Origin of the sequence: Bacillus sp. RB3, assembly GCF_030164735.1 — a bacterium.
GTDB classification, from domain to species: Bacteria; Bacillota; Bacilli; order Bacillales; family Bacillaceae_G; genus Bacillus_A; species Bacillus_A cereus.
The window spans coordinates 384639-396773 of the sequence record NZ_JASNGE010000002.1 but is presented as its reverse complement, the minus strand read 5'-3'; the positions used below and the strand labels follow the sequence as shown (position 1 = coordinate 396773).

Sequence of the window (12135 nt, the reverse complement as noted above, 5' to 3'; positions counted from 1 at the left end):
AATATGTGGTACAAGCTTGGACTTTCTCATTATGACTGAATTAATATTCAAAATTGATGGGAAATTAAGTGTGGAAAACTACACAATAACAAAGGTGAACCTATTATTTAACAGTGAATAAAACTTATATATGTGAAGTAAAGGAAAGCTGTCTTCGTATTAGAAGACAGCTTTTTAATTTTATTAGTAAAAAGCCGTGAAAATAAAAGATTAAGTTACTTGTCCAAGCATTTTTTATTTAAATACATATAATGCTGGTAGTTAATCTAAATTTTTATAGAAAACTGATAGGAGTGAATATTGTAAATGGATGATTTAAATAAATTTTCTTCCTTTAAGTTTGATAAGGATCAAAAGAATATAATTATAGACCTTTTACTCTCAGATATTTTTAATAGGCATGGGATAAATGAAGAAAAACTAAAAAATTTATCGCCAGAAAAAAAGCAGCAAATTAAAAGTATTGTTTCTGAAATACAATCACAAGTTAATAATTATTTAGATTGAAAGGGGGTGAATGTATGAAAAAAACATGTCATTCAGATGAAAATAAAAGGTGGAGTGCATTAGACTCCTCAAATCCTCATCCATCTTTTAAAAATGCTACCGTTTCAGAAGCTGCAGCACAAGAAAGTAAAACTTACCAAATTTCTGAAGAATCTATTACAATAGTTGATTCAGCAGATGTAGAAGTTACTACTACAGATACAAAAGCTGCGTTATCTATTCAAGCTGTATTACAAGCAGCTATCGTGGTTATAATAAGTATTTCTATAGCAGATAGTGAAAAAGCTGACCGTGTAGCACAAGAATTGTTTCAAAAATCATCTATTAAACAAATTAATAAACAAGAAACTGTTATTAGAAATTCTAGAAATGTTACAGTTACGACTACAGATACAGACATAGCAGTAAATGTTCAAATTCTTCTCCAAATTTTATTAGCTTTACTAGTAAAATTAAATATTTTATAAAATGTTTAACCTTTTTTAGATATAGTGCATCTTACAGGTAAATATTCACTGTTTTAATTATAGTACAGGCTATAAATATTTATCATAACTGGACTAATATTCAACATCACCAAAGTATGAATGTAAACAAACAATGTGATGGAAAATAAAGTTTGGTTATTTTATGGAAATTGAAAAGCCATTTCCTTTATTGGATTTGGCTTTTCAATTTTAAACAGTATAAATTTGAAAAGATAATATTAAGTTAAAGAATTAAAATATAATGATACAAAATACTTATAAAATTACTCGTGTTATAGAAAAATAATAAGAAAAAGGTGTTTAAAATAGAATCATTTTCATTAATAGTTCAAGTTTTGAAGAATAGTGCATACAATATAAAGTGTTTTCCTTTCTTCATTTAAGTTTTACGTATATAATTTAAAAGTACTATTTTTATTTTATTATTTTATATTTATAACAGAATAGAGGTTTAAAAATGAGTGTTAAAATCATTACGGATAGTGCGGCGGATTTACCAGTAGAATTGCTGCAAGCATATGATATTGATTTAATTCCACTCCGTGTATATGATGAAGCAGAAACAGAGTATTTAGATGGAGTAACATTAGAGTCAGTTACATTATTGCAAAAAATGAGAGAAGGCGCTGTTTATAGAACGTCATTGCCTTCACTTGAAACTTTCCAAGAAAAATTTGTTTCTTATGCAAAAGAAGGTAATCCTTGTATATATTTAGCTTTTTCATCTGAACTGTCTGGTACATATCAATCATCAGTTGTCATTAAAGAGGAAGTAAAAGAAACATATGCAGATTTAGATTTAGAAATTATTGATACAAAATGCGCTTCGCTTGGTCAAGGTCTTGTCGTTTTAGAAGCTGCTAAAATGGCAAAAGACGGCGCATCAAAAGAAGATATTTTAAACCGTGTCGCTTTTCTAATGAACCATATGGAGCACATCTTCACTGTAGCTGACTTACAGTACCTTGTTAGAGGTGGACGTTTAAGTAAAGTAGCTGGTTTTATCGGTGGTTTACTAAACATTAAGCCTATCTTAAACGTGGAAGAAGGAAAACTTGTACCACTTGAAAAGGTAAGAGGGAAAAAGAAAGTATTAAGCCGAATTGTTGATATTATGGAAGAGCGTGGTAAAGACATTAAAGATCAAACAATCGGTATCACTCATGGTGATGACTTAGAAACAGCGGAAGCATTAAAATTATTAATTACGGAAAGATTCGGTTGTGAAGTATTTATCGTAAATACAATTGGTGCAGCAATCGGAGCACATACAGGACCTGGCGTTATAACGTTATTTTTCTTAAATGAAGTAGAGTAAAGGATTGATCATTTGATCAATCCTTTTTTCTTTAATCTGTGATTACCGGTCGATATGGTATTGGTGAAGATAAAATCATCGAAGTTTTGACTGTTCCAAACGGAATAACGATATCAATTAATTCTTCTAATTCCTTCATAGAGTGAACTGCTACTTTTAAGTAATAGCTACTTTCACCTGTTACTTGGTGACATTCAAGTATTCTATGTTCTCCGTATATTTTTTCCTCAAATTTTTTACAAGGAATCTTTAAATTTTCAATTCTTAAAAATGCTTGAATTGATTTTCCAACTGCATCTAATGATATCCGTGCGGTATATTTCTCAATTATTCCAGTATCTTGTAATCTCTTTAGTCTTTCGGTAACACTAGGGCGGGTGAGGTGTAAGTGCTCAGTCATTTCTGTAATTGTCATTCTGGCATCTTCTTGCAGTAATAGGGTTATTTTCTTATCAATTTCATCCATGAATTATGCTCCTTTACAAATACGAAAGTGAAATTCTGAAATAAATACATAATGTAAAATCTAATGCCAGACTACATACAATTTTGAATATCAAATAGACTGACAACTTTCTATAATTAAAATATAAATGGAGGTGCATGTAATGTCTAATCATTTTAATGAAACAATTTCAATTAAAAGGGGAACTGCTTTATACGTTGGAGCGGTTCTAGGATCAGGAATTCTTATATTACCTGGTATGACAGCGAGTGTAGCAGAAGGGAATGCGATTGTTTCCTGGCTTGTTATGATAGCACTTAGTATTCCACTTGCGTTCACATTCGCTTTTTTATCGATTGAGCATCCAAGTACAGGTGGAATTGCTACTTTTTCAGAAAAAGCTTTTGGCAAAAATGTAGGTGCTATTATAGGTTGGTCTTTTTATATAGCAGGTAGTGTTGGGCAAATCGTTGTATCTTTGACTGGTGGCATGTATATAGTGAAGGTCTTTACGTTACCAGCATATTTTTCGTACGTTATAGCGCTGATTATTTTAAGTATTTCAATTGGTTTCAATTTATATGGGTTACAAATAAGTGGATTATTTCAAATATGTATAGGTGTATTAACTTTCATTATTTTAATCGTAACAATTATAAGTTCATTACCTTATATTGAAATGAAGCATATAAATGTACATATTTCTATGCAAAAAATAAACCCAATTTTAGAGGCATCATTATTAATTTTTTGGTCGTTTTTCGGTTGGGAAGCCATTACGAGTTTAGCGCCAGAATTTAAAACACCTAGAAAAAGAAATATTATTTTATCCACAGGATTTGCGATTGTTATTATTGGAGTTTTATATATTGGTATTGCATTATCAGTAATTGGAACGAAGTCTTATCATATAAACGCTGATAATACTACAGCTTTAGTGCTGGTAATCAAGCGAACTTTAGGTGACCAATTTGCATGGATAATTGGATTTTTAGCTTTTATCATTTGTTTAGGAACGACAAATGCATTTATAGCAAGTATGGGCCGTTTAGGTTATTCATTAGGGCAGGAAGAAGTTGCACCACGTTATTTGGCACATATTGATGAAAAAAGAGAAACGCCAACAAATGCAGTAAAAGTTGTAGGCTTTATCGCGATTATAGGTTTGTTAATAAGTTTCGTTTTACAAATCAGTATAGATAAAATTGTATTAATACCAAATTCATTAGGAATTATTACATATATAGTTGGTACTGCGGCCGGGATGAAATTAATAAAGAATAAGTTAGGGAAAATTTTTTCTATAGTGGCTTTTACATGTTGCATAGCGGTTTATCCTTTTATTGGGGGAGTAATACTTATTCCAGTGGCTGTATCATTCATATGCTTATGTTATGTAGGTTTCGGTAGCAGAAGAAAAGAGTATAAATAAGAATGTATTTATAGGAATTTAAATATTTGAAGATATCAAAATTTTGCCATTTCATATATAATTGTGTAGGAAGAAATATCTGTAACTATTTGTAAAAATAGGAGGCGACTATAAAAATGCAAGAAATTGCTAGATGGGATTTAAATCGCTTGTATTTGAATGAGGATATTCTATTTCCAATTTTGGAGTTGAAAGAGAAATATTTTGTAACAAAAGATGTAGAGGTTCTTTCAAAGCTAATACAAGCTATTGAGAAAACAGAATACTATTTGTACTGTAGATCAGTTGAAGAAAGTGTACCATCTGACCTTACTAAATTGACCGTGAAAGTGAAGGAACTAAAAAATGAATTACAGCAAGTAATAAAACATAATGAAGTGGAAACTTCAGATAATACTAAGTTAATAAAAGATGAGCTTAATGCTTGGGAAAATATGTACATACAATTACGGGATAGGATAGAAATAGAGCACAATAATAAACAATTATCCTTTGGACAAGCAAATACTATTGCAATGAATAGTGATAATGAAAAGGAAAGATTAGAAGTATTCGAGTTACTTACAAGTACTTTACATAAGGAAAAAGAAATCTTTGCTACTGTATTAAATCAAATAGGGAGATTGCGTAATGCAAAGAGTAATGAAATAGAAGATAGAGAGATTTTAACACAATCTTTTCATGCGAATGGCATTTCAGAAACTGTATTATTCCAAATGTGGAATGCGACAGAAGAAAACCTTGATAAATTAGTAAGTGCTTTAAACGTGTATAAGAAAGGAAAAGCTTCAATTACATGGCATGAACTTATGACGGTAAAGGAAAGTAATGAGATCATGATTCCTTTTTCAGTAGCAATACAAAACGTTTATGATGCATGTAAGAATATTGATGAAGAATTAGCAGAATTTGCACGTAATGCGATAGAAAGTGGTTGGGTAGATGCTGAACCGAGAGAGAATAAACCACCAGGTGGGTTTTGTGCTCCATTTTTCAGTGAGAAAGAATCGAGAATTTCCATTCGTTATGATGGGAGTATAGATAGTGTAAGAGTGCTCGCTCATGAATTAGGACATGCTTGGCACTTTTATAATATGAGTTTTGAACAATCTACGTCTTTTTTAGATGATTATTTGCCAATGAGTACGGCTGAATCAGCATCTATTTTCTTTGAAACGGTACTCTTAAATTATCTAATTGAAACAACGGATAGTAAAGATACGAAAAAGTCATTACTTAGCTGGAAAATAAGAAATAGTTTTAATTATGTAATGGCAATACGAGCATCGTATCAGTTTGAAAAAACATTTTATGAAAAATGTAAAGAGGGTTCTTTAAGTGCTGATGAAATTGAGAAATTATCTATAATTGCACAAAAAGAAGCTTATGGAAAAGCTTTAAGTGAATACCAGCCGTTTGTATGGATGAAATATATTCAATTTTATATAGCAGATGTTCCTTTTTACAATTATCCATACACATTTGGATATTTAGTAAGTTTTAGCTTATTAGAAATAGCTCAAGAAGGTAAAAGTACTTTTCATTCGAAATATAAAGAGTTCTTACGAGAAACAGGAAAGGCTCCAGTAGAGGAGCTTATGAAAAAACATTTTGAAATAGATATAAGAAATTATGAATTTTGGAATAAAGCTTTTATTCAAATTTCTAAAGACATTGATGAATATTTGCAGCTTATGTAAGGGGAGAGTACAGTGGATCAGCAGTTTATAAAAGGTATACCTTTTTCAACTTTAGAATATGCAAAAGCTATAAGTTTATTAAAAGGTTGGCTACATGAACAACAAGAGAAACCAAGGTTTGTAGTAACTGCAAATCCTGAAATTGTTATGTCTGCAAAGGAAAATACGGAAAAATCAAAGGAATTTAAAAAGATGTTACTATCTGCGGATTTAATAACAGCGGATGGGATTGGTGTCATAATTGGCTCGAAAATATTAAAAGGAAGTTTGAAAGAACGTGTTACTGGGGCGGATTTAACTCACGATTTAATAAAATATTGTAACGACAATGAATATCGTGTCTTTCTTTTTGGAGCTGCGCCAGAAAGTAATAAAAAGGCATTAGAAAAATTAAATGAGCAGTTCCCAGGAGCACAATTTAAAGGACAGCATGGATTTGTAAATGGTGAAGAAATAGAGGAAATAAAAATGAAAATTAAGCAGTTCAAGCCGCATTTACTACTCGTAGGACTAGGTTCACCAAAACAAGAAGAGTTCATCTATGAAAACATACAAACATTAAACGTTCCGCTATCTATTGGTATCGGAGGCATGATTGATATAATATCTGCTACTGTAAAAAGAGCACCAAAAATAATGAGGGATACTGGAACTGAATGGCTGTATAGGTTACTCTCACAGCCGAAAAGATTAAAGAGACAACTTGTACTTCCGAAATTTTTATTATCGGTTATGTCTGAGAGGATTAAAGGGATTAATTAATAAAGGGGACTACATACATAAACAGAATCGGCATTATCGGAGCAATGCAAATTGAAATAGATTTACTTTTAAAAAAGCTAGTAATACAAGAAGAACAGACAATTGCGGGAATGCCATTTTATATTGGAGAATTCATGGGAACAGAAGTAATTATTACACGTTCTGGTGTAGGGAAAGTAAATGCTGCTGCATGTGTGCAAACATTAATTCATAAATTTAATGTAGACTCTATCATCAATACGGGCGTTGCTGGTGGATTACATCCAGGTGTAAAAGTTGGCGATTTAGTTATTTCAACTAACGTTACCCATCATGATTTTACATATATAAAAGAAAATAATTGTTCAATTTACATTGCTAGTAATGGTTTGAAAGAATATTTACGAGCAATCGTAACTTATTATGCTTTAGACAAGTGGGTGACAGAAACGTTTAGTATTGAACAAATACAATCGCTAAATAAAGGTGACTTAGTTAAAAGTATTATGAACCAATATGATATAAAAGAGGCAGCGGTAGTTGGTGACCGGCTATCTGATATAAATGCAGCGAAAGACAACGGTTTACTTGCAATTGGGTGCAATTTTGATTTTGCGCAAGAAGATGAACTTGCTCACGCTGATATAGTAATAGATGATTTAATAGAGTTAAAGCGGATACTGCCTGCTGTACAGAGATAAAAAGTGTGTGCATTTTTTCCAAGTCCTATATGTCTTATTTTATGGAGGGAGTATGATTAAAAATAATTTTAAAATTAGTAATATTCCTGCGGTTTTGTGGGGAGAGAAGAGTGAAAAAGTTTTTATTGCAGTACATGGAAATATGTCAAATAAGGAAGATGCAGTTATTCAAATATTAGCTGAAGAAGCCAATCGAAAAGGTTATCAAGTATTAAGCTTTGATTTACCTGAGCATGGAGAGAGAAAAAATGATAACACTCCTTGTAAAGTACAGTTTTGTGTTAATGAATTATCTATAATTATGAACTACGGAAAAGTACATTGGAAAGAAATAAACGTATTTGCATGTAGTATGGGGGCGTATTTTAGTCTTTTAGCTTATCAAAATGATGTGCTAGAAAAGGCATTATTTTTATCACCAGTAGTTAATATGGAACGAATTATTGAAAATATGATGAAATGGTTTAATGTAACACCGGAGCTTTTGCAAAAAGAAATGACTATAGAGACACCGATTGGTCAAAAGTTATATTGGGATTATTTATGCTATGTAAAAGAACATCCGATTAATACATGGAATATAGATACATATATTTTGTACGGAGCCAAGGATGAACTGTGTGAACTTGAAACTATTAACTATTTTACAGAAAAACATCGTTGTGAATTAGAAGTTATGGAGACGGGTGAACATTACTTTCATACCGAAGAACAGTTAAAGATATTTGAACAGTGGTTACACAAGCATATCAATTAACAAATTATAATTTAACTTATACCTGCTAGAGAAGAATGGTGAATTTATAAACTGATATTATATTTGAGAGACATTATAAATGTATATGTATTCATTTAAGTAAACAGGTGCTTTAGTTCAATAAGACTTAAACAACTATATTAACGATTTACATCTAAAGTGAAGAATACACATACTACGAATTGAATAAGATAACAATCATAAAAATGCTCAGAATCAAAAATTCTAGAGCATTTTTATGTATTTTCATAGTAAGGGGAGATTTACTTGAAAGATATACATATTCAACAAATTGAAGATTTAATGATATACGAACACGATTATCTTGTTCAGGAAAGCAAAGACGAAGGATTTTATTTCCTAATAAAACTAATAAGTGAATATGAAAATAAAATAAACACGTTTAATAAAACTGGTGAATGCTTATATGGGATTTTTCAAGGGGAAAAGTTAATTGGAATAGGAGGGTTAAATGAGGATCCATATACAATAAACAATAAGATTGGTAGGATAAGGAGATTTTATATTGCAAAAAAATACCGAAGGAAAGGATTAGGGAGGTTATTATTAGTGAGAATTATAAACGATGCGAAAAAACATTTTAATATTGTTGTTTTAAATACAGATACAGTACAGGGTGACAAATTTTATACTTCGAGTGGATTTGTGAAAGGGACAAAATATATGGGAGTGAGCCATTATTTGAACTTATATAAAAGGATATAGTGAATTATTGTTTACTTCTCCAGCAGAACTTTTGTTCTGTTTCATGTGGATTGATGTTATAATTTATAAGAATCTAATATTAGAATGGAGAATTGGATGATGGGAGAAAATAAAATTATTAATGATTTCAATGAATATTCAATTTGGATAAATACATTGAAAGGTATGAAAGAGGAATTGTGGGTGGCACCAATATCAGAGGGGAAATGGACTATTGGCGAAATAATATCTCATATTATGAACTGGGATGACTATCTATTACGTGAGACATTATCATCAGTGAGAGATGGGAAGGGAATGGAGTTCCCTGATTTTGATACATATAATAAACTAGCATCTAGTTATGCCAAATCCGGTATATCTAAGATGAAACTTCTTGAAGAAGCAAAAGCTAAAAGAGAGTTACTCGTAAAAGAACTTAGATTCCTATCTGCTGGAAATCTAAAGAAACCTTTAACGGCCAATGGAGTATCACATTGTCCTCATACCGGAACGCCATATTCTCTTATATATATTATTAAAGAATTTGTAGATCATGATAACCATCATAAAAGACAGGTTATTCATTTTTTAAATGAAAATCAAATTGTTAATTGATAAAGAAAGATCCCGCAAATTATATTTGTGGGATCTTTCTTACATTATAACTTAACCTTCATTTGTTTCAATAATAATCCTGGTTTACCTTTTACATAATAAAAATGCGGATTATTTTCATCATCATAAAGCATAATATAAGGCTTTTCTTTTAGTGGGAGTAGTATAAGTACTTCGTCTATTGTAGTGTGTAACCATTGATTAGTAATAGAAACCGGCTTAGATAAAGGGATTTTTATCATATAGCCATCTTTTGGAACGACATTTAAGTTTTTAAATGGACCAGTAATTGATTTAGCGTATTGAACTGCTTCTTTTTGGATTACTGGATCTAAAGATTGTTTTTGAATGACCATTTCTTTTTGACAATCAAATACTTCAATTTGTTGATTTGTATTTGCGAACGCATTTGTTGATAATAGAAATAGAAGAAGAGAAATGACCCCGATTTTTTTTATCATAGTACAACACCTCACCATTACTATCCCCTCAAAAGCTTTAAATATTTTTCTGTCACATTCATGTAACAAAGATGTTGTATGATACAATTGGTTTTTGTTTAAAAGCAATGGAGGAAAAAATATGAAAGTTTTAATTGCAGATGACGAACAAGATATGTTAAGGATTTTAAAAGCTTATTTTGAAAAAGAAGGCTTTGAAGTATTATTAGCGAAAGACGGAGAGGAAGCACTTCAAATATTTTATGATGAAAAAATTGATTTAGCTATTTTGGATTGGATGATGCCGAAACATAGTGGTATTACTGTATGTCAGGAAATAAAAAAGAATTCAAGCGTAAAAGTATTAATGCTTACGGCGAAAAGTGAAAGTGAAGATGAATTAGCAGCGCTTCAAAGTGGGGCAGATGAGTACGTAAAAAAACCATTTCATCCAGGAGTACTAATTACACGAGCGAAAAAACTTATTCAGCATGATGATATTATTCAAGTACAAGATGTAAAGATAAATTTCGCCAAAAATAAAGTATATAAAAATGATATAGAGTTAGAAATTACAAAAACAGAGCTCGAATTAATAAAATGCTTTTTAAATCATAAAGGAACTATTTTAACTCGTAAAAAATTGTTAGACATTGTATGGGGATTTGACTATTTTGGAGAAGAGAGAACGGTTGATACACATGTAAGAAGGCTGCGTAAAAAAATTGGAGAAAATATTATTAAGACGCATCGTGGGCTGGGTTATAGTTTGGAGGAACAAAGTGAATAAACTTGGGAAAAAGCTATTTCTCAGCATTTCTTTAACCGTTATTCTTATATTTACAATTTCTTTATTATTAATTAACTTTCTCCTGCCGAAATATAATATTTATAAAACACGTGAAAACTTAAATGAATTTACAACTCAAATACAAAATGCGCCAGTCAATGATTTAGAAGATGTTATTCATACAATTGAAAGTGAAAATAATGTTACAATTGCGTATACGCCAATTAATCAGTCAGAAGATGCTATGAACGACGCGTTACGCATGCAACTTACGAAAAAGAAAGTAACGTTAAATAAGCTTTGGATTACGAAAGACGAAGTTATGAAAGTGAAGACGGAAGGGCAATTGAATAAACTGTACGATCAAGGAAAGGTAAAAGCGAGTTTTTTTGCTAAATATATTGCGAAAGATGATACGATAATTTTAATTGGGACTTCCATTGCGAATTCAAATGAAATTATAAATACGTTAAATACATTTTACTTATATATCCTATGTTTCTCGCTCCTTCTTATTATTTTACTTGTGTGGATACTTTCAAAAATAATAACGACACCACTGAAAGAGTTAAGTGATGTGGCTCAGGATATTTCACATTTGCAGTTTAAAAGAACGAAAGTGAAAACGAATGATGAAATAGGAGAGTTGGCCAATAGTATTAATATCATGAGTGAAAAACTACATGAAGCACATCAAGACTTAACTGATCGTAATGAACATTTAAAACGATTTATGGGTGATGTAACGCATGAATTAAAGACACCGATCGCATTAGTAAAAGCATACTCTATGGGGATTAAAGATGGATTAGATGATGGGACTTATGTAGATACAATTATTAAACAAACAGATCAAATATCAAACTTAATTGAAGAACTATTACGATTTTCTAAACTAGAAAGAGATATTTTACAAAAAGAAGAATTCCCCATTGAACCACTGGTCCAGAGTATATTAGATAAGCATCAGATTGAACTGGATTCGAAAGAAATTAACTTGCAAGTAAATTGTAATGCGGGCGATACAATCGTTTATGCAGATTTAAATAAAATGAGAATGGTGTTTCAAAATTTAATTTCTAATGCGATAAAATATACAGCAAATCAAAACATAATAATTACTTTAGAAGATAGAAATAAAAGTATATATTTTCAAATAAAAAATGGCATTCATACGGATAAAATTAAAGATATCGAGAAAATTTGGGAGCCTTTTTACGTACTAGAATTTTCTCGTAGTAAAGAAAAATCAGGTACAGGATTAGGACTAGCGATAGTGAAAAGTATTTTAGAAAGACATGGTTTTGAATATGGAGTTTCCTCTATAGATGGAGAAATTCAATTTTATATAAATGTGAAAAAGGACTAATGAAAATTTTAGTCCTTTTTGCAGCTTTAGAGGTTAGCGATATAGGATGAATCACTATAATTTTCAAAATTGATGTATTAAATGGAGAATTAGCAAATGTTCTACTTTCATTAAATTCACGTGA

Annotated in this window: 13 protein-coding genes and 2 pseudogenes; 13 read left to right on the top strand and 2 right to left on the bottom strand. The window is 30.8% G+C overall.

Annotated elements, in window-relative coordinates; translation table 11 throughout:
* The first annotated feature begins 306 nt into the window (after positions 1 to 306).
* The 3 genes from QO049_RS04950 to QO049_RS04940 all read left to right on the top strand — a co-directional run bounded on the left by QO049_RS04950 (position 307) and on the right by QO049_RS04940 (position 2313).
* A complete protein-coding gene (locus tag QO049_RS04950) occupies positions 307 to 507 on the top strand; it encodes a spore coat protein W (RefSeq protein ID WP_000342253.1) in 201 nt (66 codons plus the stop codon).
* A 14-nt stretch (positions 508 to 521) separates the two neighbouring features.
* Positions 522 to 974 (top strand): spore coat protein, encoded by a 453-nt coding sequence (locus QO049_RS04945; protein ID WP_246960248.1) that lies wholly within the window; start codon positions 522 to 524, stop codon positions 972 to 974.
* Positions 975 to 1452: 478 nt separating this feature from the next.
* Positions 1453 to 2313, top strand: a complete 861-nt coding sequence (locus QO049_RS04940; RefSeq protein ID WP_284489192.1) for a DegV family protein — start codon at positions 1453 to 1455, stop codon at positions 2311 to 2313.
* 31 nt (positions 2314 to 2344) lie between these two features.
* Here QO049_RS04940 and QO049_RS04935 read toward each other — a convergent pair whose 3' ends face one another.
* Positions 2345 to 2779 (bottom strand): Lrp/AsnC family transcriptional regulator, encoded by a 435-nt coding sequence (locus QO049_RS04935; RefSeq protein ID WP_284489191.1) that lies wholly within the window; start codon positions 2777 to 2779, stop codon positions 2345 to 2347.
* A gap of 142 nt (positions 2780 to 2921) precedes the next feature.
* On the opposite strand from QO049_RS04935, the gene QO049_RS04930 reads away from it, so the two are divergent.
* From QO049_RS04930 to QO049_RS04900, 8 genes and pseudogenes are all read left to right on the top strand, one after another.
* Positions 2922 to 4190: an APC family permease gene (locus QO049_RS04930; protein ID WP_000064917.1), complete on the top strand. Its 1269-nt coding sequence runs from the start codon at positions 2922 to 2924 to the stop codon at positions 4188 to 4190.
* Between the two features lie 116 nt (positions 4191 to 4306).
* Positions 4307 to 5890, top strand: coding sequence for a M3 family metallopeptidase (locus tag QO049_RS04925; protein WP_246960245.1), 1584 nt, complete (start codon positions 4307 to 4309; stop codon positions 5888 to 5890).
* 12 nt (positions 5891 to 5902) lie between these two features.
* Positions 5903 to 6652 carry a WecB/TagA/CpsF family glycosyltransferase gene (locus tag QO049_RS04920; RefSeq protein ID WP_246960239.1) on the top strand — a complete coding sequence of 250 codons (750 nt, stop codon included), beginning with the start codon at positions 5903 to 5905 and terminating at the stop codon, positions 6650 to 6652.
* Positions 6653 to 6696: 44 nt separating this feature from the next.
* Positions 6697 to 6915, top strand: a pseudogene (locus QO049_RS30715) (phosphorylase family protein); the annotation flags it as partial.
* Positions 6904 to 7332 (top strand): annotated as a pseudogene (locus QO049_RS30915) (HAD hydrolase-like protein); the annotation flags it as partial. The pseudogenes QO049_RS30715 and QO049_RS30915, both read left to right, overlap by 12 nt.
* A 52-nt stretch (positions 7333 to 7384) precedes the next feature.
* The gene (locus QO049_RS04910) at positions 7385 to 8089 is read left to right on the top strand and encodes an alpha/beta hydrolase (RefSeq protein WP_246960236.1); all 705 of its coding nucleotides are present in this window, start codon (positions 7385 to 7387) and stop codon (positions 8087 to 8089) included.
* A gap of 267 nt (positions 8090 to 8356) precedes the next feature.
* Complete coding sequence (locus QO049_RS04905) at positions 8357 to 8815, top strand: GNAT family N-acetyltransferase (protein ID WP_000651660.1); 459 nt, start codon at positions 8357 to 8359, stop codon at positions 8813 to 8815.
* Between the two features lie 99 nt (positions 8816 to 8914).
* Positions 8915 to 9412 carry a DinB family protein gene (locus tag QO049_RS04900; RefSeq protein WP_053514320.1) on the top strand — a complete coding sequence of 166 codons (498 nt, stop codon included), beginning with the start codon at positions 8915 to 8917 and terminating at the stop codon, positions 9410 to 9412.
* A gap of 44 nt (positions 9413 to 9456) precedes the next feature.
* On the opposite strand, the gene QO049_RS04895 is transcribed toward QO049_RS04900, so the two are convergent.
* Entirely contained in the window at positions 9457 to 9873 is a 417-nt protein-coding gene (locus tag QO049_RS04895; RefSeq protein ID WP_000591770.1) for a hypothetical protein, read from the bottom strand.
* Positions 9874 to 9994: 121 nt separating this feature from the next.
* Between QO049_RS04895 and QO049_RS04890 the strand changes: the two genes are divergently transcribed.
* Positions 9995 to 10642 carry a response regulator transcription factor gene (locus QO049_RS04890; protein WP_000865979.1) on the top strand — a complete coding sequence of 216 codons (648 nt, stop codon included), beginning with the start codon at positions 9995 to 9997 and terminating at the stop codon, positions 10640 to 10642.
* Positions 10635 to 12011 carry a sensor histidine kinase gene (locus QO049_RS04885; protein ID WP_246960233.1) on the top strand — a complete coding sequence of 459 codons (1377 nt, stop codon included), beginning with the start codon at positions 10635 to 10637 and terminating at the stop codon, positions 12009 to 12011. The genes QO049_RS04890 and QO049_RS04885 overlap by 8 nt, the downstream gene beginning before the upstream one ends.
* The last annotated feature ends 124 nt before the right edge of the window (positions 12012 to 12135 follow it).